Source organism: Staphylococcus sp. MSU001, assembly GCF_052976705.1.
On record NZ_JBRIKK010000020.1, the window covers coordinates 24282 to 50724 of the forward strand.

At 32.1% G+C, this 26443-nt stretch carries 21 protein-coding genes and 1 pseudogene; 6 read left to right on the plus strand and 16 right to left on the minus strand.

Features of this window, described 5'->3' with window-relative positions:
* Positions 1–81 precede the first annotated feature (81 nt).
* Positions 82–1029 carry a magnesium transporter CorA family protein gene (locus tag ACVBFA_RS09700; RefSeq protein ID WP_002438349.1) on the plus strand — a complete coding sequence of 316 codons (948 nt, stop codon included), beginning with the start codon at positions 82–84 and terminating at the stop codon, positions 1027–1029.
* Positions 1030–1118: 89 nt separating this feature from the next.
* Here ACVBFA_RS09700 and ACVBFA_RS09705 read toward each other — a convergent pair whose 3' ends face one another.
* Positions 1119–2564 (minus strand): sucrose-specific PTS transporter subunit IIBC, encoded by a 1446-nt coding sequence (locus ACVBFA_RS09705; RefSeq protein ID WP_002457299.1) that lies wholly within the window; start codon positions 2562–2564, stop codon positions 1119–1121.
* Positions 2565–2717: 153 nt separating this feature from the next.
* Between ACVBFA_RS09705 and ACVBFA_RS09710 the strand changes: the two genes are divergently transcribed.
* The 4 genes from ACVBFA_RS09710 (at position 2718) to ACVBFA_RS09725 (ending at position 7422) form a co-directional block, all read left to right on the plus strand.
* Positions 2718–3095, plus strand: a complete 378-nt coding sequence (locus ACVBFA_RS09710) for a YbgA family protein (protein WP_002487021.1) — start codon at positions 2718–2720, stop codon at positions 3093–3095.
* A gap of 1185 nt (positions 3096–4280) precedes the next feature.
* Positions 4281–6386, plus strand: coding sequence for an AraC family transcriptional regulator Rsp (rsp, locus tag ACVBFA_RS09715; RefSeq protein WP_126122609.1), 2106 nt, complete (start codon positions 4281–4283; stop codon positions 6384–6386).
* Positions 6387–6458: 72 nt separating this feature from the next.
* Positions 6459–6881 (plus strand): pyridoxamine 5'-phosphate oxidase family protein, encoded by a 423-nt coding sequence (locus ACVBFA_RS09720; protein WP_002487036.1) that lies wholly within the window; start codon positions 6459–6461, stop codon positions 6879–6881.
* A gap of 190 nt (positions 6882–7071) precedes the next feature.
* Positions 7072–7422, plus strand: a complete 351-nt coding sequence (locus tag ACVBFA_RS09725; protein WP_002487024.1) for a DUF4889 domain-containing protein — start codon at positions 7072–7074, stop codon at positions 7420–7422.
* A gap of 164 nt (positions 7423–7586) precedes the next feature.
* Here the strand turns inward: ACVBFA_RS09725 and ACVBFA_RS09730 are convergent, their stop codons facing one another.
* The 3 genes from ACVBFA_RS09730 to ACVBFA_RS09740 form a co-directional block, all read right to left on the minus strand.
* Positions 7587–8867: a dicarboxylate/amino acid:cation symporter gene (locus ACVBFA_RS09730; RefSeq protein ID WP_002457303.1), complete on the minus strand. Its 1281-nt coding sequence runs from the start codon at positions 8865–8867 to the stop codon at positions 7587–7589.
* A 166-nt stretch (positions 8868–9033) separates the two neighbouring features.
* Positions 9034–9399, minus strand: coding sequence for a DUF3139 domain-containing protein (locus tag ACVBFA_RS09735; RefSeq protein WP_001831482.1), 366 nt, complete (start codon positions 9397–9399; stop codon positions 9034–9036).
* A gap of 123 nt (positions 9400–9522) precedes the next feature.
* The gene (locus ACVBFA_RS09740) at positions 9523–10152 is read right to left on the minus strand and encodes a nitroreductase family protein (protein WP_002475318.1); all 630 of its coding nucleotides are present in this window, start codon (positions 10150–10152) and stop codon (positions 9523–9525) included.
* Positions 10153–10315: 163 nt separating this feature from the next.
* On the opposite strand from ACVBFA_RS09740, the gene ACVBFA_RS09745 reads away from it, so the two are divergent.
* Positions 10316–10762 carry a MarR family winged helix-turn-helix transcriptional regulator gene (locus ACVBFA_RS09745; protein WP_002438330.1) on the plus strand — a complete coding sequence of 149 codons (447 nt, stop codon included), beginning with the start codon at positions 10316–10318 and terminating at the stop codon, positions 10760–10762.
* 700 nt (positions 10763–11462) lie between these two features.
* Here ACVBFA_RS09745 and ACVBFA_RS09750 read toward each other — a convergent pair.
* From ACVBFA_RS09750 to ACVBFA_RS09805, 12 genes and pseudogenes are all read right to left on the minus strand, one after another.
* Positions 11463–12626, minus strand: a complete 1164-nt coding sequence (locus tag ACVBFA_RS09750; protein WP_001831433.1) for a nitrate/nitrite transporter — start codon at positions 12624–12626, stop codon at positions 11463–11465.
* Between the two features lie 254 nt (positions 12627–12880).
* A complete protein-coding gene (gene nreC / locus ACVBFA_RS09755) occupies positions 12881–13537 on the minus strand; it encodes a nitrate respiration regulation response regulator NreC (protein WP_002457306.1) in 657 nt (218 codons plus the stop codon).
* Between the two features lie 28 nt (positions 13538–13565).
* Positions 13566–14600 (minus strand): sensor histidine kinase, encoded by a 1035-nt coding sequence (locus ACVBFA_RS09760; RefSeq protein WP_070593069.1) that lies wholly within the window; start codon positions 14598–14600, stop codon positions 13566–13568.
* A 9-nt stretch (positions 14601–14609) separates the two neighbouring features.
* Complete coding sequence (gene nreA / locus ACVBFA_RS09765) at positions 14610–15062, minus strand: nitrate respiration regulation accessory nitrate sensor NreA (RefSeq protein WP_001831592.1); 453 nt, start codon at positions 15060–15062, stop codon at positions 14610–14612.
* Positions 15063–15081: 19 nt separating this feature from the next.
* Positions 15082–15759 carry a respiratory nitrate reductase subunit gamma gene (narI, locus tag ACVBFA_RS09770; RefSeq protein ID WP_447158817.1) on the minus strand — a complete coding sequence of 226 codons (678 nt, stop codon included), beginning with the start codon at positions 15757–15759 and terminating at the stop codon, positions 15082–15084.
* A complete protein-coding gene (gene narJ / locus ACVBFA_RS09775; RefSeq protein WP_002475314.1) occupies positions 15752–16327 on the minus strand; it encodes a nitrate reductase molybdenum cofactor assembly chaperone in 576 nt (191 codons plus the stop codon). Before narJ ends, narI begins: the two co-directional genes overlap by 8 nt.
* Positions 16320–17873, minus strand: coding sequence for a nitrate reductase subunit beta (gene narH, locus ACVBFA_RS09780; RefSeq protein WP_001831534.1), 1554 nt, complete (start codon positions 17871–17873; stop codon positions 16320–16322). The genes narJ and narH overlap by 8 nt, the downstream gene beginning before the upstream one ends.
* Entirely contained in the window at positions 17863–21546 is a 3684-nt protein-coding gene (locus tag ACVBFA_RS09785) for a nitrate reductase subunit alpha (protein ID WP_447158818.1), read from the minus strand. Before ACVBFA_RS09785 ends, narH begins: the two co-directional genes overlap by 11 nt.
* A 179-nt stretch (positions 21547–21725) precedes the next feature.
* Positions 21726–22661: a uroporphyrinogen-III C-methyltransferase gene (gene cobA, locus ACVBFA_RS09790; protein WP_046044605.1), complete on the minus strand. Its 936-nt coding sequence runs from the start codon at positions 22659–22661 to the stop codon at positions 21726–21728.
* The gene (gene nirD / locus ACVBFA_RS09795; protein WP_002447195.1) at positions 22652–22966 is read right to left on the minus strand and encodes a nitrite reductase small subunit NirD; all 315 of its coding nucleotides are present in this window, start codon (positions 22964–22966) and stop codon (positions 22652–22654) included. The genes cobA and nirD overlap by 10 nt, the downstream gene beginning before the upstream one ends.
* A 2-nt stretch (positions 22967–22968) precedes the next feature.
* Positions 22969–25374, minus strand: coding sequence for a nitrite reductase large subunit NirB (nirB, locus tag ACVBFA_RS09800; RefSeq protein WP_126122610.1), 2406 nt, complete (start codon positions 25372–25374; stop codon positions 22969–22971).
* A 343-nt stretch (positions 25375–25717) separates the two neighbouring features.
* A pseudogene (locus tag ACVBFA_RS09805) lies at positions 25718–26196 on the minus strand (transposase); the annotation flags it as partial.
* Positions 26197–26443 lie beyond the last annotated feature (247 nt).

The window sequence follows — 26443 nt, forward strand, 5'->3', positions numbered from 1 at the left end:
ACAAATTTAAAAGTTTAAAATTTATTTAACTAACTGTAGTATCATCCTTATTCTAGTGGACTTTGAAAGGAACTATTAATTATGATTACAGCTTATAAACACGCACTTCATCATCCTTCACAAATTATTGAAACTGAAATCAATCATAGCGCTTCATGGATAAATGTAGTAGAACCAGATAGAGAAGAAATTGAAGGTTTGATGGAATTTTACAATATACCTGAGGATTTTATTCGAGATCCGTTAGACTCTGAAGAGAGCGCACGTATTGAATATGACGAAGATACGGGATACTCGCTAATTATTATTGACTTACCTATCGTCAATTCTACCAATCGACGTGTCTTGTCCTTTGTGACCATCCCATTAGGCATTATTATTGGAAATGGTATCGTTATGACTGTTTGCGATGCTGAAAATGAATTTTTAGAAAACTTTGCTAAACAAGAAGATATTAACTTAAAATTTCACAGTCGATTTGCACTTGAAATACTAACAACAATAGCTAATCACTACAATAGAAATTTAAGATTGCTTAATAAATCTAGGATTCGTATTGAAAGAGAACTCAAAAATAACATTACAAACAAACAGCTTTTTAAACTAATGGAAGTAGAAAAAAGTTTAGTATACTTCTTAGCTGCACTAAAAGGTAACGATACAATTATTAAAAAACTCTTTCGTCTTCCTGCAATCAAACGTTTTGAAGAGGATGAAGAGCTACTTGAAGACTTGGTGATAGAAAACAACCAAGCTATTGAAACAACTGAATTACATCAACGAATACTTGAAAGTATCACTTCTTCGTATGCTTCATTATTATCTAATGATATGAATAACATCATGAAAACATTAACGTTGTTTACGGTTCTTTTGACCCTTCCTACACTCGTCTTTAGTTTCTTTGGTATGAATGTACCCTTACCAATTGATGATCATAGTTACGTGTCTTGGATTATTGTTGTAGGAATTTCACTTATTCTAGTAGCTATCGTTAGTATCTTTTTATGGAAAAAACAAAAATTATAAAAACAAATACCCTTAGTTATAGATTGGCACTCAATCTAACTAAGGGTATTATTATATATTTAAAATTGTGTCAAAATTTTAAGTCCCTACTATGATTCAACAGCTGTCTTATTTGCTTTTCTACGAGAAAGTACTAAAGTGACGACAACTGAAACAAGAAATGCAATTATCATTCCTATTAAGTAATGCAACCAACCAGCGTGTGTAGGATTTATAGATATAAATCCTGGTAATCCAGCTGTACCAAGCGCTATCGCTTTTACTTTGAAGAATGAAATATAAGCAGCACCTATACCTGATCCTGCAACAGCACCTATAAATGGATATCTCAATTTAAGATTGACACCAAACATTGCTGGTTCTGTAATTCCTAGTAAAGCTGAAATACCTGCTGCGGAAGCAACACCTTTTAATTTTTTATTTTGCTTAATGATAAAGAATGCAGCTAAAGCTGCACCACCTTGTGCAATATTTGACATAGTTGCGATTGGGAAGATAAATGAGCCACCTGTTTTAGTCGCATCAGCAATTAATGTCGTTTCAACTGCAATAAAGCTATGGTGCATTCCTGTAATGACGATTGGCGCATATAATAAACCAAATATGAGTCCACCAATAGCGCCACCAAATTCATATAACCAAGTCAATCCATCAGATAACCAATAACCTAATTGACGAGTGACAGGCCCTACAAATAAAAATGTTATAAATGCTGTAATAAAAATTGATAATAATGGTGTCAATAAATTATCTAACACAGTTGGAATAACCTTACGTAACCATTTTTCAATTGTAGCTAAAATATATGTTGCTACGAGCATAGGTAATACTTGTCCCTGATAACCAACTTCATTAATATGTAGCCCAAAGACATCCCAATGTGGAATAGCTTTTCCTGCTTCTAAAGCTTTTGGAAAATCATATGCACTCATTAATCCAGGGTGAACAAGTATCATACCTAGAGCTGCACCTAAATAAGGATTACCACCAAATCGCTTAGCTGCACTAAAACCAATAAGTATTGGCAATAACGTAAAAGGTGCATTTGCAAATATATTAATCATATCAGCCAAGCCAGAAAATTGACTATGTACATCTATGATAGATTTACCATCATAGAACAAATCTTTAGCTGTGAAAATATTATTTAATCCCATTAACAAACCACCAGCTACAATAGCCGGAATAATAGGAACAAAGATATCAGATAACATTTTCACAAATTTTTGGAATGGATTCATATGCTTAGATGATTTATCTTTAACTTCTGAAGTCGTAGATGCTTCTTTTCCAGTTATTTTTTCTAATTCATTAAACACTTTATTTACTGTCCCTGAACCTATAATAATTTGGTATTGACCACCTGTAGAGAATGTTCCTTTGACGACGTCCATATTAGACAAGGTATCTTCATCTACTTTACTCTCATCGTTCAGTACTAAACGTAATCGAGTTGCACAATGTGCCATTGCATCTAAATTTTCTTCACCGCCAATTGCTTTAAGTATTTCTTCAGCAGATTTTTTATAACTCATATTCATCCTCCTTTTAGAACCGGTTCCAATCACTTAATTATATTGTAATCGGTTCCAATCATTTACACAATACCCCTATTCATTTTTCTTGAAAAATATTAAACTAGCTTTAATATCTGCAGTTACATCAATATCACTATGGAGGGGCTTTAGTTGAAAGAACGCGGAAAAATAGAAAAATTGTGGCGTGAGGAAAAATATCGAGTGTTATTTCATGATCAAAATTCATATCATTCGATAAGAACGTTACTAAAATCACCTACCACATTGGATGAAGTGGAAGAACATATTGCGAACGCTTTAACCATCACACCGACCAAAGGATCAGTCATCAATGCTTTTGAACATATGTGGGGATACTTCAAAAAACAATGTACACAATATGAAAAACAACATAGCCGAGAATTAAAGAAGTTGTATATTGAAAATCAAATCGACTATTTTGAGCTGTTGTCTTTTTTAAAAAATTTAGCAGATAAATATGCTGTCGAGTACTTACAACAAAGTACTATACTCAATATTACAAAATGAATTGACAAAATCATTTAACAATTATGTTACGTCATACAAGATGAATACGTAAAAACAGATCTTTATTTATATGTCATATTTGATTTGAACATAAAAAAACTGCCGGCACAGTGGTTTGAAACTTTGCAGGCAGTTTAAAATCTGTACATATCGTTTATACAGAAAATCTTGCGAAAATGTACGCCTATAGATGATGGCATCTATATGAGAATTCTACTCATCAAATCACTCACATTTATAATTTATAAGACAATGGAGTTTATAAGTATGTTTGAGACTATGTCTTTAAACTATTTGTTGAAAAGAATTAAAAGCGATATGAATACTTAATAAAATCTAAAACTTTTCGGCGAACACCATGACAATGCTTAAAATTTAAATTAAATGTTACTTTGGGGGAGAGTCATTTTAATTTAAAATTCTAATTGTTGCTACTTCAATAATGAACATAAACTTATGGTACATTTAAAACGTGCATCGATGTTGATTCTTGATGTTGAAATAAAATGTTTAACTTTCATCAAAACTACCCATATACTAATGTTTATTCATCTTAATTTAAAAAATTAATAATCAAGAAATAGAATTTTAATGGAGTTGTTTTCAGATCATGGTGCTTGTGTTTTCTAGTTGTTAAATTCATTGATGTAATTGGAAAAGTTTTAAAAGATTACATAAGCATGAAACATTTTTACTCAATTAGTAATAAGTGCTAAATAATGACACATCTAACATGTTGAGTCTTGTTATGGTCGATATCCCTTTTATTGTTCTTTCGATTAACGTTGAAATGAGCAGCGTACATTTAATTACAGTGACTTCGTTTTATAATTCATTCGAACTTCCCCTAAACCTCTAAATTACTCTTTTAGATTTTTAAAAGGAAACGAAATCTAACATTAATTATGTAGTAAAAATCTCTTTTTGACTCTATCTAAATTTTCCAAAATAATGACCCTATATTCCTAAATCAACTTTTATATTGTGCGAAACTTATAATTTCTAACAATTTTCTATATTTAGCCAAGAAAAATTTTATTTTTTACTATTACTATTTCTTTATCAATCGCTTATAATTACATTTATTATTCTATCAAAACAACTAAATAATTGAGCGAAATAAATATACACGGTCACATTTAAATTTAGTTATTCAATTCATTCAAGGAGCTAATGTAATATACAATGACATGTTTTTTAAATATATATAAAGAATATCATTCTCCCCCTGAACGCAATATTAATAGAATTATTCTAATGTTTTCACTTACAAATGACTTAAAAATCACTATTAATGGTGAAACAAAAGATTTAGGTAATCATATAGCTATCATTAATCAATCTGACATCTATTTTATTAATAGTGCTTCGAATCTCGTATTACTTTCTATTCCAGTTATTTATTTTTATAGTAAAGACAATAAATTTTTTAAATGTTATTTTGACAGGCATTTATTACAATCAAGCAGTTTTGTTAAAACAATTATTTTACAAGCTATTCAACATTTAATAAAAGGAGAAAATCAAGATGAGCAATCCATCTCTAAAATAATACAGACGCTTCTAAAAGAAGCAGTCATTCGATATAAGAAAAAATATATTCCTCAAATTGCAGTTAATCATTCAGTGTTTACTGAAGGATTAACATTTATTCATTCAAAAGTATCACAGTCACTCTCACTACGAGAAGTAGCTCAACATTGTAATATATCTGAATCTTATTGTTCTAACCTATTTGTAAGATATCTTAATATGAATTTTAAAGATTATTTTACAAGCTTAAAAGTGATTGACTCTATAAAAAGGCTACTTTCATCTGAGGACTCGATTAACGCTATTTCAGAACAATCTGGATTTAGTAGTCATACCAATTTTACAAATCAATTTAAAAATTATTTAGGTTGTAGCCCAAAACAATACCGAACGCTTAACTCTAAGTTAGACCCCTTACCTTCGATAAGTTTTAGTGATACTGACTTTTCACAATATATTGAATTAATTAATCAATTTGAGTTTAGTGATCATTTGGCTACTGAAACAACTGAAAGAGATATCAATGAATTTTATCCTCAAGATCAGACTAAAAACTCTAAAGCGTTTATACGTTTTCAAAATTTCAACGAATTATTTCAATTTGTTTTTAATGAATATTACAACATTGATCTTACCTCCATGCCACAAGCTGTAATTTTTATCAATGATATTACTGATATTTCGACGCGAGAGGTGAACTTTAATTTATTAAATCGATGCTTTGAAAAATTATTCGAAAAAAATATAGGTTTAGCCATGAGATTAACATCTACAAATGAATTTGAATCTATCAAAGAAATAATTTTATTATTTCTTAATAGCCACCAAGATTATAAAATGAACAAAAAAATGGTTAAATTTATGTTAGTCTTTGATACTGAGAGTTTGTCAGTGAACGATATACATTTATGCCATTTAAAAATTAAAAATAAAAATAAGGCTATTCGTTATAGTATAACTGTTGAAGGATTACTACACCAAAATTCTTCTATTGATCGAACTTATGATATGATGAAGCGATTGAATTTCGATTACTATTTTATAGACATTGAAAATCTAGAAACCAAAAACTCATTAATTACCAAACGTAAATCGTACTTACATTCGTCCACACACTTTGAAAATTATAAACAATTTATATTAGATTCTGGTATACCTTCAACTAAATTTGTTTACAATAATTTATCTTTAAAGTGTTTTAAATATACAAACAATGGTACTTATCCACTTCAATTATCTGACCTTGTTTGTCATTTAGTCGCATTAATGCGTTACGGGGGTGGTGTAAGTTATCAACTGATAGAAGATGAGAGCCCTTTTATTGCCTTATTTAATCGTTATGGTAGTCCTCTACCTCTCATGCACCTCTATAAATTAATTGAATCATTTCTAAATGAACCTTTAGAGATAGCCAACAATTTTTTAATGAGTCGCAAAGATGGTAACTATCACTTTTTATTATTTAATAAAATAAATGATCGTTATCTATCTGATAGTCAACAGCGCTACGTATTTAAAAATACATTATCGACCAACTCATTAATTATTATTAAAACGTTAAATCATGAGCATGGTGCAATTCAAAACCTTCTACCACAAACTAAACAACAATTTTATATTGAACGTAGTATTCTTGATGAACTTGATAAATCAAATCAACCAAAAACAGAATTAGCTATACAACATGACCATCATCTTCCTTTCCAAGTCACCTTAAAACACGATGAAGTCAAATATATTTGTTTTAAACCTTCTTAAAAATCATCATAAGATTGTATCGTTTAAATTATGTGTGATAAGGATATACACAATAATAAGGAGATGATAATTTTGAATAAACAACAAGTGACAAGAGCAATAGAAAAGGTATTAAGTTCTTCAAAAATTGGTGTCCTATCAACTGCACATCATAATAAACCTAATAGCAGATATATGGTCTTTTACAATGATGACTTAAACTTATATACAAAAACGAATATCAATTCACTAAAAGTCGAAGAAATAGAAAATAATCCTGATGCTCACATTTTATTAGGCTATAACGAAACAACAAATAATAGCTTTGTTGAAATAGATGCCACTATAGAAGTTGTCAAAGATCAAAAAGTTATTGATTGGTTATGGGAAACTCAAGACAAAACATTTTTCAATTCAAAAGAAGATCCAGAATTATGTGTACTCAAAGTTATACCGCGTTCAATTAAATTAATGAATGATGATGAACTAGATACGCCAGCTACAATTGAATTATAAAGTCATATCAAAATTTACCGTATTATAATCATTTTAGATTATGATGCGGTTATTTATTGTCCATTTTTTGTCAATCATATCATCAAGCTCCATTTTATAAACTTTATTTTCTTTATACTACAATATATAATTGCAAAATGACTTAAAATTATGTATAAATGAATTAATATAGATAAAGGAGTTTTCAATAATGAAAAATAAAAAAGGATTAGGTATAGGCCTTATCGCAGTTATGGTTATTGTATGTATTGTACTAGTAATCATGATGTTCGTGGATGGTAAGAAAGATTCATACTACGGTATTATGAAAGATAGCACGACTATCGATAAAATGATTAATACGAAAAATGAAAAAATTGAAAAAAACGTAGAATTACCAAAAGATGCTAATGTGTCAGTTAAAAAAGAAGATTTTGTTATGCTCTTTAAAGATGAAAAAACTGGAAAAATTACTAAAGTTAAGAAAGTTGATCACGATGACGTACCTCATGGTTTAATGTCAAAAATCCATGATATGGGTAATATGAAACACGGAATGTAGAAGTATTAAAACTTGCATTTAAATTAGAACAATTTAGCACAAAGATGATTTTAAACTAAAAAGTCATTTTTGTGCTTTTTAAATTTACATTTTTTAAAAATGCATAAGAGCCACTATCAATCATAGATTGTAAGTGGCTCTAAAATGTCAGATATATAAATTTTTTAAATTGAATTTAAGTAGTTTTGACCTTTCTCTTTATCATAGACGTTTTCCCATTTAGCAATAACAACTGTTGAGAGTGCATTACCAATAACATTAACACATGTACGCACCATATCTAATAAACGATCAACGCCAATAATTAAAGCAAGACCTTGTGCTGGTATATTCATAGAACTTAATGTTGTTAATAAAACTACAATAGATACGCCCGGCACCCCAGCCATACCTTTTGAAGCAATCATAAGTGTGGCCATTAATACAAGTTGTTCAGTTAATGATAAATGTATATTATACATTTGAGCAACAAATAGAGCAGCTATAGATTGATATAAAGCTGAGCCATCTAAATTAAATGAATAACCGATAGGGATAACAAATGAAGTAACATCTTTTGGCGAACCAAAACGTTCCATTTTCTTCATCATAATCGGCAATACTGCTTCTGAACTTGAAGTAGAAAAGGCAAGTAACAATTCACTTTTAAGTATCTTCATGATTGAAAAAATACTTATTCCAACCATTCTTGCAACAATTCCTAACACTACGATAACAAAGAAAACCATAGCAAATACTACAACAACTAGTAATTTAAATAATGGAATTAATGCTGAAGCACCAAAAGTCATTACTGTCGTACAAATAAATGCAAATACTCCAATTGGAGCTAATTTTAAAATTTTATTGATCATCCAAAATACAGCTTCTAAAGTACCATTTAAGAATCCTTTAACGGGTTCTGCTTTTTCTCCTATCGCAGCTAATCCTAATCCAAAAAATACTGCGAAAAAGATAATCGGTAATAACTCACCTTTTGCCATAGATTCAAATAAATTCGTTGGCACAATATGAACTAATGTATCTATAAGATGATTACCATAAGTAGTCGCTTGTTCTGCTGAATGTGCAGATGATTGATATTTAGTAATATCGCCTTTAGGTAATTTATCTGGATCTAGACCTGAACCTGGTTTGAATAGATTACCAATGATAAGACCTAAACCTATGGCGATAGTTGTAATAATCTCGAAATAAAGGATTGCTTTCCATCCATAGCTTCCTACCTTTTTAGAATCCCCTAAATTTGAAATAGATAAGGCTAATGAACAAAATACAATCGGAATGATGATCATCTTAATTAAATTTAAGAATACATCACCAAATGGCTTAATATAATTTGCAACATCATCTTGTCCATATAGTAATAGACCAGCGATGACACCGAGTACCAAAGCAATAATTACTTGCGTTGGTAGACTTATTTTTTTCTTGAATAGAGCCATTATGCAAACTCCCCTTCATCTGACATCACTTAATTATATCAGATAACATCAAAATAGCTATATAATTTTTTCCACTAGAAATATATGCATGTTGCATTTCTTCCTATTAAAAACGCCAATAAAAAACACACAGCTCTATGTTTAAATAAAACTGTGTGTTAATCCTTTATTTAGAAGGTTTATATTTTTGATCAAAATCACTATGTTTTGCTTTTTTAATACTTTTCTTCGTTTCGCTATCAAAACCTTCAATGAATATTCCTTTTGAAGTACTGATAGGTTGAATCACATATGTCACGTTAGGTTCATCTTTGAAAACGACTTCTTTATAGTATAGTCCCTTTTTAGTGCTATATGATGTTTTGTCTTTTTTCACTTTATCATTAAGATGATGGTCGCTCATATAGCTATCAATCAGTTCAAGATTTTTATGACCTTGATAAGCCTTGAGTCCGAAGAAAAATGCAATTGCTAATATTAGAGAGATAATCAAAATAATGATTACCCTAAAAATAACTTGTTTCTTACTCATTATTATAGAAACTCCTTTTATCTTATCACACACAATTATAGACGATTAATTCGTATAGAAAAGAAAGATTTAGTTAAATTGTAACAAAATGTTCGTTTGTAAATGTGAAAATTTTAAGAAGTTTTATAAAAATTCCCTTACATCATCAATCGGAAGTCTCACTGAATCGTGTGCATCTTGTGCTTTTTTACCTATAGCAATCGCTAAAACTGGCACATATCTGTCAGAATCATAACCGATAATATCCGCAATATTTTCTTTATCGAAACCACCAATAGGGTTTGTATCGTAACCGTGAGCTTTTGCTGTAAGCATTAATTGCATTGCCATTAAACTACTATCTATATTCACAATATCTTTCATGCCTTCTCTAGATAAGTTTTTATAATAAGGTAATATCCAATCTAACAGTTGTGCTTTGATATCTTCCGTCATCAATTGTTGTTCTACAGCATCGCCATAAATCTGTTCAGCTTTTTCGTAGTTTTGTAAATCTCCAAAAATAATTAACATAGCTGAGGATGTAGTTAACTGTCTGGAATTGAATCCAAATGATTCTTTAACTTTTTCTTTCATTTCATCACTTTCTACAACAGCAATTCTCCATGGTTGCATATTAACCGATGAAGGTGCTTGTGTTGCTTTAGTAATGATTTCATCCATTTCTTCTCGAGAAATTTTATAATTCTCGTCAAAAACCTTTACTGATTTTCTACTGTTAAGCACTTCGTTAAAGTCATTGATACGTGTCAATTTTCACACCCCTCCAATTTTAAAAAAATTGCTTTGTTATCAAATTAAACTCATTCAAATATTTGATAAATTTAATTTAAAACAATTTGAATTATAGTGATGAAATCAGTACTTGACAAGTGATACGCTTCATAATATTGTTACCTTAACAAGGAGTGATTAAATGTATGTAGAGAATAGTTATTTGAGCAAACAATTATGTTTTTTATTTTATGTTTCCTCTAAAGAAATCATCAAAAAATATACAGATTACCTAAAAGAGTATGGTCTTACATACACAGGTTATATTGTATTAATGGCGATAGAAGATGATGAGAAACTTAACATTAAAAAACTAGGCGAAAGAGTCTTCTTGGATTCTGGCACGCTAACACCATTATTAAAAAAATTAGAGAAAAAGAATTATGTCATTCGAACTCGTGAAGAACAAGATGAACGTAACCTTCAAATTTCTTTGACAGAACGTGGCAAGGATATTCAAAATGTTCTTTCTGATATTTCACAAAGTGTTTTTAATGAATTTAATATTACTCAAGAAGAAACCCAAAATTTAGTTGAAGACTTGCAAAATTTTGTAACGAAAAATTTTGATAAAACAGTGGAAAAGTGATACTTATAGAGACTAGAGACAAAAGTAAGCTTTTTAAATACAACAAAACTTTCAACTTTAGCAATAGCGACACAATTTAATAGTAATAGTATGTCTAAAGTAAGCTTTTGTCTTATTCTCTCGTACAGTCAGTATATTTTTTTACACCTAATTCCTACTAAACTTATCTAAATACCTCTTTTTTACAAGTTACATCACTTTATTTATACGTTATCAATTACAAACATTGTAGAGATCACTAGTGAATGATTATAGATAATTTAATAATTATCCATTTTAACATCTGAAAATGTAAATTAAGTTGGTATTTAAATAGACTATCAAGATGTAGTGTTGTTTGTTTCGCTTCATATAAAGGAGGTTGAAATAAGCAATTGTATAGCTATTTTGATGGAAGTAGAGTGTTTGATTGTAAAAGCAGTTATTCACATATATAACAACGTGGAATTATGTTAAAACATTAAGATATACGTATATTTTTTTAAATAATTTTTCAACTGCCAATGTTTTAAAAAGATGATTGTTTCATAATTCATTGACAGTCTTTGATTTAGTATATGTATGAAAACTGACTGCTAGTTATTTCATTCTAATGAAACGAAAAATAGCAAAATTTTTTGAATCATTTATTTTGATATTAAACAAAAATGTGCCCTAATTTGAACAAACTTTAATGCTCACCTTAGGACACAATTTTTATTTATATACGAACAGCTTTTTCTTTTTTATTTAAATGAATCATTGTAATAAGAGCAATTACACCAAATATAGCTAAGAAGAAGAAAGCGAGATGACTTGAACCAGTGATACTCGTCACAAAAGTAATCACTAGTGGTGGGAAGAAACCACCTAGTCCCCCCATCATGGATACAATACCATTCGCTGAACCTGCTTCTTTAGAAAAGTATGAAGGTACTAATTTAAATATTAAACCATTACCTATACCCGCACAGATACTAATTGCTAAACAGCCTATTGTAAACAGAACAATATGACTAGATAAGCTTAAAATAAGTGCACCAATAATCATTATCACGAAGTCGATGATAAGCGCTTGTACCGCATTAAATTTATCACCTATAACTCCGCCAACGGGTCTCAGGAACGTCGCTAGTGCTATAAATATACCTGAACGAATACCCGCATCAACTTTATCAATACTAAAATGATCAACTAGGAAGTTCGGTAAAAAAATCCCAAAAGCCACAAAAGCTCCAAAAGTAATAAAATACCACAAACTTAAATAATACAACTTATAATTCTTAGATAGGTCTTTGACTTGAGCCATCAAAGGAATCTTCACTTTTGGCTCATTTTTATCCCCTAAAAGAAACATTAAAATTGCAAATATACTAAGAATAATTAAATAACTACGAACTGTATTTTGCCACCCAATTGCACCTGCTAACACTGGGGCACAAAATGAGGATACTGCAGTACCAATATTACCTACACCATATATACCATTTGCTAAACCAACTTTGTCTTTTGAAAAGTATTTGGGTACAGAAGTAACACCCACTGAAAAAATTGCGCCACCAATTCCTAGAAAGAATCCTGATAGCATTAGCATACCGGGTGATTGAGCTTGACCTAAAAGAAAAATTGGAAGTAATAATACAATAAAACTCCAGAAAAACACCCATTTAGCTCCTACAATATTAGTTAAGTACCCAAATGGCACACGTAGTACAGAACCTAAAATAACAGGAATAGCTAAAATGACAGATATTTGTCCCGGAGAAATATCAACATCTTGTGAAATAAATGGCATTAATGGAGAAATGATACTCCATGCCATAAAACCAGCGACCAAACTCAATGTCTGTAACGTAAGCTGAGAAACACCCTTTTTCATGTTCATTTTGATTCACCTTCATCTGATTTAATTATAAGGTGTATTGGTACTTTGTGAGGGCTTAATAAGAGGTCAAAATTAATCATATAAAACAAAATTATAAACAAAGTACCAATCACAAATACATTTTAATATGTTTGTGAAATTATGAACATAAGGATATCCCCTGATTCTACTTTTATTTTTCCCTATATAAAGCTACAAAAAAAGGACTACTTAGCCATAGACTAAGTAAGCCCTAATAATCAATCATGATATACTTAAAATTCTAATAATTTTTTCTTTAAGGCATATTCAACTAATTCAGGTTTACTCTTTAAATTTAGTTTCGTCATAATATGCGTTTTATGTGCTTCTACCGTTTTCACTGATACAAACAACTTTTCTGCAATATCTTTATTGCCATAGCCTTTAGCTATAAGAGGTAATATTTCTAACTCTCGTTTCGATAAAATTTTAAATGGATCTGAAGAGGATGATACTTCATCCGTTTGAGATTGATTGACAAACTCATTGACTAAAGACGTCGTCAATTTCATATCAACATAAGTTTCACCTTGATATACTGTACGTACGGCCAATATTAATTGCTCATCAGGTGAATTCTTTAAAATATATCCTTTAGCACCACTTTTTAACACATGAAATAAATATTCTTCGTCATCAAACATCGTAAGTATTAAAATTTTAGTTTCAGGAAAACTTTCAGAAATTTTACTGGTTGCGATTAAGCCAGACTCTCCTGGTGGCATGCTCAAATCTAATATTAAAACATCTGGTTGATGTTCTAACACTTTTTGGTAAGCTTCAACCCCGTCAGCTGCAGTTGCAACAACTTCCATATCTTCTTGATAATTTAATATCATTGAAAATCCTGTCCTAACAACTGCATGGTCATCCGCTATAACTATTTTCACTTCAATTCCCCCAACTTACATCATCAACTTAAATCGGTATATCTAATGTAATTATAGTACCTCTATTAATATGTGTCTCTATATTAACGTGACCGTTAACTAAATCTGCACGTTCTCTCATCCCGTATAATCCAAGTCCAGTGCCTTTAGGATGATGATCTAAACTAAACCCCTTACCTCGATCCACAACCTCTGCTACAAGCTGCTTACCATCACTATGCGTACTTACCTCAATTTCATTAACCCCAGCATACTTTAGAGCATTAAATAACCCCTCTTGAACTACACGATAAACAACTGTTTCAATTTCACTATCAAACCGCATGCCTTTAATGTTTGAATCATATTTAATATGCATACCATAATTTTCTTCAAACTGTTTAAAATATGATTTAAAAGCTGCTTCAATACCTAAATCATCGAGAGAAGAAGGTCGTAATTCAACAGACATATTTCTAATATCATCAATAAGCTGTGATAATAGTCCTTCTATACGTTGAGATGTTTCAGCTAACACCTTATCCTTGTGCTTATACTTCAAAAGCCTTAGTTCAACATCTATATTGAGCATATCCTGTATTACACTATCATGTAATTCTCTAGAAATACGCTTCCGTTCATTTTCTTGTGCTTGAATTGAACGATGTAACATTTTTTGTTGATACATCTTTTCTTGCCTTTCAATCTGGGGCGCCACATTCTGTAATGTAAATGCACTAATACCTCTTTGTTCATCAATATTTTGATACATAGCTGTAAAAGGCTTAATTTCGTTATCTTTTGTCTTCATAAATACTTGGAAATTTGAATGTTGTAATTGCGTTGTTTCTAAAAAACAATCTTTACACGATTGTACATCATATTCATTAGAGTATCCTTCACATCGATGACAAATCGCATTTGTCATAGCATTATAATTATCTTCTTCAGTTAAAATATCTTTTGCTGCGTCATTCATAGCAATAATTTTTCCATACCTATTAACAAATACAATTTTCTCGTTCGTGGTTTCATAATAATTCTTAAGTAATTGCTCTAAACTTAAATCAGTTTGCTCCAACATATTTACCACCTAGTTTATTTCTGTAAAAATACCGATTTGTTTTTCAATATTAAGTTGGTCCAATGACTGAGGTAACGGCTGATGATTTCTTTGACCTAATAGTAAAACGCCATACATTGAATTTTCTAACCATAAAGGTACTGCAACTACAGCTGTCAATGACTCACTAAGAATGATTGGAAATTTAACTTTCTCTTCTGGAGATAAAGCTGTATCTACATCAGCAATAACCATACGTTTACCGGTTTTCATCACCATTCCAGCAAGCCCTCTACCCTTTCTCAAAATGATAAGTTTATATCTATCATTTGTATTACCTGAAACATATTGCCATTTAATTGGTGATGAAGTGTGATGATAATCATATAAAGCGATACCACCAAAATCATAACCCTCTTGCGCTCTCAACTTATCTAAATTCATTTGTAAATGTTGATTATGTTTTAAAGATTCTGGTTCCACACTTTCACCTCATAATAAATTAAATTTTGTTTTTGCGATAAACAATGTATCTTCTATTCATATAAGACAGTGGTACACTCCAAACATGTACTAAACGAGTAAATGGCCAACACGCAAATACTATAAACCCTAATAATATGTGCAGTTTAAACGACCAAGGCACGTTTAACATTAAGTCAGCATTTGGAGAAAACATGAATAAATGTCTAAACCATATCGCAATGGTTTGACGATAATCAAATTCAGGTTGAATCGCATTGGTTACAAGCGTAGAATAACAACCCATTATTAAAATAATCAACAAAACGAGATTCACGAATATATCTGAAAATGAACTTAATCGTCTAACATTTTTGATGGATAGTCGTCTTAAAGTTAGCAACAACATTCCTATTAATGTTATTATACCAAAAACACTACCTATATAAACTGCACCTATATGATAGATATGATTATTTACACCTATCGCCTCTAACCAATTAGCGGGAATCAATAATCCCACAACATGACCAAAGAACACCGGAATAATACCTAAATGAAAAAGTAAACTTCCCCATTTTAATTGTTTCTTTTCAATCATTTCACTCGACTTTGCTGTCCATGAAAATTGATCGTATTTATATCTTGCGATATGTCCAATAACAAATATTGCTAAACATAAATATGGATAAATAACCCATACAAATTGATTAAGCATGATTTTCCACCTCTTTCAAAGGCATGATACACGCTTTTAACGTTTTTCTTAATGCACTGACAACATATGCATAGGGATTATTGTTTTCAGCAAGGGTATTTGCCATTTCATATGTGCCATCTTCAATAATCATAATGACTAGTTGAAGGTTTTCCTGTGCTCGACTATCATTTTTAAAATCAGCAACTTGCAAAAACTGTAGCATCAATGGAAGAAAATCAGATAATTCATTATCAACCATTTTTAGTCCAAACATTTCGTATAAAACCTTCAATTTAGCTAGCATTTGTCCACGTTCCTTTTGCGTGTCAAATTTATTAAATGTCATATAGAGTGGGTGTTTTTTACTAAAATCAAATGTATCTGTATAGATAGCTTTAATTTCTGACAAAGTATAATTCATCATGATTTCTCTATATGCAAGCAATTCTTCATAGCCAGGATGAGACTTAGAAATGGTTTCTTCAAATATTTTTGGGTGAAATGTCATTTTTTCTGGAAAATTCATTTGTTGACCAAGATAGCCTAAGCTATCTTGGTATTGACTTAATTGTTCAAGGTTAATCACGGAAGATCCCTCCATAGAAATTTTCATTATAAATTTCTTGTCCAGTTTTACCTGATTGAACTGCAACACCACAACCTTCACAATTAGAGCCAAAGTACTCTCCACCATAACCTTGACTTCCTTGCGCTTTATAAGTATCTAAATATGTTTCTTTATGAGAAGAAGGCACAACAAAACGATCTTCATATTTAGCAATACCTAGTAAGCGATACATTTCAGTCATCTGTCTTTCAGTAAGTCCTAATCGTTCTAATTTAGATGTATCGAAAGGTTGGTTTGTTATTTGAGAACGCATATAACTTCGCATCATCGCCATTTTTTGTAAGCCCTCTTTAACAGGTTCTGTGTCGCCAGCAGTTAATAAATTTGCTAAGTATTGAATAGGTAAACGCATTTCTTCAATAGCTGGGAAAATCATGTCTGGATTTTGACCTGCATTTTCACCTTCGAAATAACTCATAATAGGACTTAAAGGTGGACAATACCATACCATTGGCATAGTTCTAAATTCAGGATGCAATGGAAAGGCCATTTTATATTCTATTGCCAATTTATACACTGGTGAGTTTTGAGCTGCTGTGATCCATTCTTGATTTATTCCATCTTTTTCAGCTTGAGCAATGACTTCCTCATCAAATGGATCAAGGAATAGGTCTAATTGTTTTTCGTATAAGTCTTTTTCATCTTTAGCTGAAGCCGCTTCTTGAACACGATCTGCGTCATATAATAAAACACCTAAATATCTCATACGTCCTGTACAAGTTTCTGAACATACAGTTGGCATACCAGCTTCGATTCGTGGGAAACAAAATGTACATTTTTCAGCTTTATTCGTTTTCCAGTTAAAATATACTTTTTTATACGGACATCCAGTCATACAGTATCTCCAACCTCGACAGGCTTCTTGATCGACGAGTACGATACCATCCTCATCTCGTTTATACATAGCTCCTGATGGACAAGATGCTACGCAACTTGGATTTAAACAGTGTTCACATAGTCTTGGTAAATACATCATAAATGTCTCATCGAATTGGAATTTAATATCTTCTTCTATTTTCTGAATATTTGGATCCTCTGGTCCTGTAATGTGGCCTCCAGCTAAATCATCTTCCCAGTTTGGTCCCCATTTAAGATTCAATCTATCACCTGAAATTAAAGAGTGTGCTGTCGCCACGGGAGAGTGTTGTCCTTGTTTGGCATTGGTCAAATGTTCATAGTTATATGTCCATGGTTCATAATAATCTTGAATGAGTGGCATGTCAGGATTATAGAAGATTTTACCTAAAGCAATCTTTGACCATCTATTACCAGATTTTAATTCAAGCTTTCCTTTTTTATTTAGCACCCAACCACCTTTATATTGTCCTTGGTCTTCCCATCTTTTTGGATATCCTACGCCCGGTTTCGTTTCTACGTTATTAAACCACATATACTCTGCACCAGGTCGATTTGTCCATGTGTTTTTACATGTCACACTGCAAGTATGACAACCAATACATTTGTCTAGATTCAATACCATTGCAACTTGTGCTTTAATCTTCAAGCCAATTGACCTCCTTCATTTTTCTAACAGCTACATACTCATCTCTTTGATTTCCAATTGGTCCATAATAGTTAAAGTGATAACTAATTTGTGCATATCCTCCTACTAATTGAGTAGGTTTCAAGTGAATACGAGTAGGTGCATTATGAGAACCTCCACGAGTATCAGTAATTTCAGAACCAGGTGTCTCTATGTGTTTATCTTGTGCATGATACATAAACATTGTGCCTCTAGGCATACGATGAGATGTTACAGCTCTGGCAGTAACAACTCCGTTTCTGTTGTATACTTCTAACCAGTCGTTATCATTAATGCCATGGTCAGCAGCGTCTTCATTTGAAATCCATACAACTGGCCCACCTCTAAACAATGTCAACATGCGTTCATTATCTTGATAAGTTGAATGAATGTTCCATTTTCCATGAGGTGTAAGGTATCGAAGCACTAATGTATCTTGTCCACCTTTAACTTTTTTATCACGAGCACCAAATACCATTGGAGGTAAAGTTGGTTTATATACCGGTAAACTTTCTCCAAATTGTTGGAATACCTCATGATCTATATAATAACTTTGACGTCCAGTTAGCGTTCTAAATGGCACTAAACGTTCCACATTAGTTGTAAACGGTGAGTAGCGTCTTCCATCTTTATTAGAGCCAGGGAATACTGCAGTTGGAATCACTTCTCTTGGCTGAGAAGTAATGTTTAAAAATGATATCTTTTCAGAAGCACGTTCTTTAGAAATATCTTTAAGTTCCATACCTGTTTGATTTTCTAAATCTTCATATGACTTTTGTGATAATTTGCCGTTTGTAGCAGAGGATATATTCAAAATGACATCTGCTACTTTTCTCGCTGTATCTATTCTCGGTCTATCATTTTTAACTGAAGTAGTATTATCATCATTCCAAGTTCCAACCATACTTTTAAGTTCTTCGTACTCTTCACTAACGCTATAACTCACCCCATGGGCACCTATTTTTCCTTTTTCTAGTTTTGGACCAACAGTAACGAATTTATCGTAAATTTGTGTATAGTCTCGCTCTACTATAGAAAAATTAGGCATTGTTTTACCTGGTACACCTTCAATTTCTCCCTTAGACCAATCTTTTACAATACCGTATTCAGTTGAAATTTCTTGTTTAGAATCATGTCCTAATGGCGTAGTTACGACATCTTTAAATTTACCTGGAAGATAATCTTTGGCCATTTCTGAAACAGCTTTACTTAGAGTTTTATAAATATCCCAGTCCGAACGCGATTCCCATAATGGGTCGATTGCTGGATTAAATGGATGAATAAATGGATGCATGTCTGTTGAAGATAAATCATGTTTTTCATACCAAGTTGCAGCAGGTAAAACGATATCTGAATATAATGGCGTTGCAGTCATTCTGAAATCAAGTGATACTAATAAATCAAGTTTCCCTTCTGTATCCTCGCGCCATTTAATTTCCTCTGGTTTATCATCTTCATTTGGCTCTGCCATTAAACCAGAGCGCGCACCTAACAAGTGCTTCATAAAGTATTCTTGTCCTTTAGCTGAACTAGAAATTAAATTAGATCTCCATACAAATAATGTTTTAGGATGGTTTTTTCTTAAATCTGGATCTTCTATCGCAAATTGTGTATCTTTATTTTTAACTGATTCAATCGCTTTTTGTAGGATAGCTTCATTTGAATCATCACCTTCATCTTTAGCTTCTTCTCCAAACAATAGACTGTTTTTATTAAACTGTGGATATGAAGGCAACCAACCCATACGAGCAGCCGTTACATTGTAATCAGCTGGATGTTGATGCTTAATATTTTCAGCTAATGGTGATTTCAATTTATCTACATTTGATTCTTCATACTTCCATTGATCTGTAGCGAAATAAAACCAACTTGTACCATTTTGTAAACGTGGAGGACCTTGCCAATCTTTAGCAAATGCAATAGTATTCCATCCTTCAATTGGTCGACATTTTTCTTGTCCAACATAGTGTGCCCAACCACCACCGTTAACACCTTGACATCCACACAATAGTACTAAGTTAAGTATTGAACGATAAATAGTATCCGAGTTAAACCAATGGTTGATACCAGCCCCCATAATAATCATTGAACGTCCACCAGTATCAATAGCATTTTGTGCAAATTCTTTTGCCACTTTCGTCACTAACTCTTTTTTGATACCTGTAATTTGTTCTTGCCAAGCGGGCGTATATTTAGAAGATGCGTCATCATATGATGTAGCTTCTAGTTCGTGTTCAAAACGTTGGACACCATATTGACTCGTCATTAAATCATAAACCGTAGCGATTTTAACTTTCTCTCTGTTAGCTAATTGAATAGTTCTCGTTGCAATAGGTCTCTCAAAGATGCCATCACCACTGCTATCAAAGTATGGAAATTGAATCGTTTCAACATGATAGTCACTTTCAGCCATTGATAACATTGGATCAATCGGTGTACCGTCCTCTGTTTCAAGTTTCAAATTCCATTTTTTACCTTCTTCCCAGCGTTGGCCCATTGTGCCATTAGGAACAAGTAATTGTTGACTCAATTTGTCTTGAATAACTGGCTTCCATTCATTATTTTCACCTGACATCCCTAAATCAGAAGCACGCAAGAATCTACCTGCTTTATAGCCATTCTCATCTTCATCTAACATAATGACAAACGGCATATCAGAATATTGCTTAGCATAGTTAATAAACATATCATTCGGATGATTTTCATAATATTCCTGTAAAATAACATGTGTCATTGCTTGTGCAATCGCTGCATCTGTACCCGGATGTGGTGCAAGCCAATGATCGGCGAACTTAACATTCTCAGCATAATCAGGTGCTACTGAAATAACTTTCGCCCCTTTATATCTAACTTCAGTCATAAAATGTGCGTCAGGTGTACGTGTTAATGGAACGTTTGATCCCCACATCATAATGTATGAAGCATTGTACCAATCACTGGATTCTGGCACGTCTGTTTGCTCACCCCAAATTTGTGGAGAAGCAGGTGGTAAATCGGCATACCAATCGTAAAAGCTTAACATTTCTCCACCTAACAAATTAATAAATCTTGCACCTGAAGCATAACTAATCATCGACATAGCAGGAATAGGAGTAAATCCAGCAATACGATCCGGTCCATCTTTTTTTATGGTATATAAAATTTGAGCTGCAATAATATCTGTGACATCTTTCCAATTTGCTCTGACGTGTCCACCTTTACCTCTTGCTTCTTTATATTGTTTGGCTTTTTCTTCATTTTCTACGATGGATGCCCATGCCGCAATTCGGTTTCCATTTTGTTCTTCAAGCGCTTCGGTCCATAAATCTAATAATTTACCTCTAATATAAGGATATTTAACTCTTAACGGACTATATTCATACCAAGAAAACGATGCACCTCTCGGACAACCTCTTGGCTCAAATTCTGGCATATCAGGTCCACAACTTGGATAATCAATTTGTTGATTTTCCCATGTAATTACGCCATTTTTGACAAATACTTTCCATGAACATGATCCAGTACAGTTAACACCATGCGTCGTTCTCACAACTTTGTCGTGGCTCCATCTTTCTCTATACATCTTTTCCCATTCTCGACTTTTATGCTCTAATACCGACCAATTTCCATTAAACTTTTCTGTCGGCTTAAAGAAATTCAATCCAAATTTTCCCATTTTATTAATCCTCCCACCATACAAGTTTATATCCTTTATAAATGCATAGGTATTGTGCCTTATCTTTATTGTACATTTTTTCACAAAGTCATTATATTAGGGAATGTCCTAATTGATATTAGAGATTCCCTAAAAAATAAGGCCTACAAATTCATAATGAACTTGTAGACCCAAATGTTTTATACATATATTGTTTTAATACTTTTGTGTTTAATCATTTCGTTATACACGTTTTGTTGAGAAATGTGGTAGCTATGGTCAAAATCAATCAGACATTGGATTCCTTCATCATATAAAGTTTCAGCCTTTGCAATTGCACGCTCTTTATCTCCCTTGATTAAATATAGATTACCTTTGTCAACCTCATTATTATTCAACAAAGTACGATTAGTGTCATCAAGTATATTACCTAAAATGCATATGCCTGGATGACCTTCTAGTTTTTGGGAAGCCAATTGTTCTTCAATTGTACTTAAATGACCTATAACAATCTTTTCATTGTAGCAGGATGCATTAAACACTATTGCAATGGGGTAGTCTTCATTCGTATATGATTCAATTTGTTTAATAATTTGACCTAATCTTTTCACGCCCATATAAATAGCTAAAGTGCCTCCATTAATCAAGTTCCTAATATCCGTATCGTGATTAACCGAATCTTTAAAATGACCAGTTGAGAAGGTCACACTCGGTGCGATAGAACGCATCGTTAATCCCATATTCATAGTTGCTACAGCAGCACTTGCTGATGTCACACCAGGGATAATCTCATAATGAATATGATGATTTTCTAATGTTTGTACTTCTTCTGTAATTCTACCAAAAATCGCAGGATCGCCCCCCTTTAGTCTCACCACACATCGATATTGTTTGGCTGCTTCAACAATTTTTTGATTAATCTCATCTTGTTGAATGTGTTTACAATAAGGTTTCTTTCCTACATTAATCACTTTTGTTTGAGAAGAAGCATACTGTAAGATGAAAGGATTCACGAGACGATCAAATAAAATCACGTCAGCTGCTCTAATTAACCGTTCAGCTTTTTTAGTTAGTAAGTTTGGATTACCTGGTCCTGCACCGATTAGATAAACTGTGCCAGGATAAGTTATAGACATAAGTAAATATCTCCATTAATAACTTCTACTTCATATGTTTCTACGCATCCTGTATCAGGTTGTTGTACTTCTCCAGTCTTTAAAGCTATTTTTTGATCGTGTAACGGACAGTAAACATAATCACCACTTACAGTCCCTTCAGACAACGGTCCTTCTTTATGCGGGCATATATTTCCAATGGCATATAAATCACCATTATCTGTGAGAAAAATACCTATTTCTTTTTCGTTTACAACGACTTTTTTGCCTATTTGAGGAATCATTTCATTCATTGTTGTAACCTTAACCTTTTCTTTAGCTTTCATTCTTACACCTTCTCAACTTCAAAGATTTTTTGTGCTTCTTTATTTTCAACAATAGCTTCCCATGGTTCATTCTCAACAGCTTTTTTGGCTTCCATAATTCTTAAATACAGTTCTTTTTGCTTTTCTTGATTTAATAAGACATTCTTGACATTTTCAAAGCCCATACGTTCTAACCATGGTGCTGTTCTTTCAGCGTAAATACCTGTTTCTCTGTAATATTGCATGAGGGCACCACATAATTGAATCACTTCATCTTCGGTTTCAACTGTCGTTAACAATTTACCTACAGTAACATCAGTGCCACCATTACCTCCGATAAATATTTGGTAGCCGTTTTCAACAGATATGACACCAAAATCTTTAACACCAGACTCTACACAACTTCTCGGACAACCTGATACTCCCATTTTAAATTTATGAGGGGTATCAATATATTCAAATGTTTTTTCAAGTCTTATTCCTAGTCGAGTTGTGTATTGTGTACCAAAACGACAAAACTCTTTACCAACACAACTTTTAACAGAACGCGTCTTTTTACCATAAGCAGAAGCAGAACGCATTCCTAAATCTTTCCAAACTTGTGGTAATTCTTCTTTCTTCAATCCATATAAACCTACACGTTGCGAACCTGTTACTTTAACAAGTGGTACGTTATACTTTTTAGCAACTTCCCCTAATCGAATAAGTTGATCAGCATCTGTAACGCCACCGCGCATTTGAGGGATCACTGAGAAAGTACCATCATTTTGTATATTTGCATGATATCTTTCATTAGCGAAGCGAGAGTCTTTTTCATCTCGATGTTCAAAAGGATAAACCATATTTAAATAATAATTAATTGCTGGTCGACATTTAGGACAACCATCTTTATCTTTGAAATCAAGAACGTGTCGTACTTCTTTTGATGTTTTGAGATTTTTAGCTCTGATTTGAGTTACAATTTGGTCTCTTGTTAAATCAGTACATGGACAAATACCTGTTGGTTTTGCTGCAATAAAGTCGTCACCTAATGTATATTGTAATAACTCACCAATTTGACCTTTACACTTACCACATGAATTACCTGCTTTTGTTACTTTAGTTACTTCATCTACAGACGTTAAGCCTTTAGTTGTTATAGCATTGACAATTGTTCCTTTATCAACACCATTACATCCACAAATCGTTTCATCATCAGACATATCAGCGATAGATGTCCCCGCATCTTCATCACCTTTATGCAATAAAGAAACAAGTGTATAATCTTCAAGCGTTTCATGTTTTTTCATCATATTATAAAATCGTGATCCATCATCAGTATCACCATACAAGACAGCACCAACGACTTGACCTTGACTTAAATACACTTTTTTGTAAATATTGTCGACACTATTAAAGATTTCTACACCATGGATATCTTCATCTTCAACAATTTGCCCTGCGCTATATAAATCGCAACCAGATACTTTAAGTGAAGTGAAAGTAGTAGATCCTTTATAACCTTTTGTTTCTTTACCAGTTAAATAATCTGCTAGCACTTTACCTTGTTCATAGAGTGGCGCCACCAAACCATAAACTTTCCCATCATGTTCGGCACATTCACCGACTGCATAAATATGAGAATCAGATGTTTGCATATAATCATTTACAACAATACCTCTATTGACATCTAATCCACTATCTTTAGCAACTTCAGTATAAGGTCTGATACCAACAGCCATGACTACTAAATCTGTTTCAATCACCCGACCGTCAGCTAATTTAATGGCTTCAACATCTTTATCACCAATGATTTCTTTAGAATTTGCTTGAAGTTCAATCTTCATACCTTGCTTTTCTAAATCTGCTTTAAGCATTTCTCCAGCTTTACGATCCAATTGCATTTCCATGAGCCAATCAGCTAAATGAAGAACTGTCACTTCCATTCCTTGATCTAGAAGTCCTCTAGCACATTCTAAGCCTAGAAGACCTCCACCAATGACAACTGCACGTTTTTTCGTTTGGGCAATTTCAATCATTTTATTTGTATCATCAATTGTTCGCCATCCAATGACACTGGGAAGATTTGAACCCGGTATAGGTAATACAAAAGCTTTTGATCCAGTAGCGAAAATACAAATGTCATACTCTACTTCAATACCTTTAGAAGTAGTAACTATTTTGTTTTCTTTATCAACTTTTTCCACTGGATCATTATTTATAAATTCAATATTATTCTCTTGATACCAATCATAAGAATTCATAATCGTATCTTCGACGGTCATTTTCTTCTGTAAAATATTGGATAACATAATTCTGTTATAGTTCGGATAAGGTTCTTTTCCAATAATAGTAATATCAAATTGTGATTGTGAACGTTCTAAAATCTCTTCTATCGTTCTTAACCCTGCCATGCCGTTACCAATCATTACAAGTTTTTGTTTTGCCATACTTTAAATGCCCCTTTTATCAATATAAATTTTTAATACAAAACACAATGTAACTTTATAAAAGGTCAGAAATTTAATCATTTTGTATTTCTCTCTTCATGTTCATCTTATAACAAAACTTCAGTTTTTTGTGATGTAATTCACATTTAAATTTAAAATCGGGGATTTCCCTAATGGCATGGATATGGTTTTCTAGGATGGCATTGAGATCAAAATTAAAACATATATTATTAACTAATTTATAATATATGTTGCAATTGAAACGACACTTTACTCCATCATTTTAAAGCACAAACTATTTTATAATGAACCGCATTCACTATCTAAACAATATCATCGAGCATTAAGTAGGCTGGGACATAAAGTTCCAAGATAAGTAAATAAGGACAATTTCTATTGAAAAATATCGAAATTGTCTTTTTTATAAATTTTTGATTATTTTCAGCTCATTGAGCTGTTACTTTTCTTATATCAAGTGCCATTAGTACAAATCCTAGTTCTCTTTTGGCTTTATTTATCCCTCGAACGGACATTCGAGTGTAACACAATATAGCCTTCATAAATCCAAAAACAGGCTCCACATCAAATTTTTTAGTTCTGAAAACTTTTTATTAATTTTGTCTTTAAAATATTCCCAATTATAATTCTTCATTATTTTTTTATTTGTTTTGAATTAAAGTTCATTCATTGATGTTTCAGAGGACATTCGGAACAATCATCACATTCATATTATTTAAAGTCTCGTTTAAAACCATTTTTATCATGATGATAGGCATATCTTTTAAATCCTAGTCTTTGATTGTCCAAACAAATGAATTCATCGAATTCAGTCTCGGGAATTGTTTCTATAATATCATTTACATGTCGTGAAATATCATTTGTGGGGATAAGAACTGAAGTTTCCATTGGTAGAGTATATTGAGTCATATTATAATCTTTGTGCATAAGGCACTTCGTTAATTTAGTTTAGTGATGTTTATTAAATTATACGAAAGTGCCTTTTTTATAAAGTATTTCAATGTAAAATTACATATAAATACAAAGTATTTTGGCGAGACTCTTGAGGGAA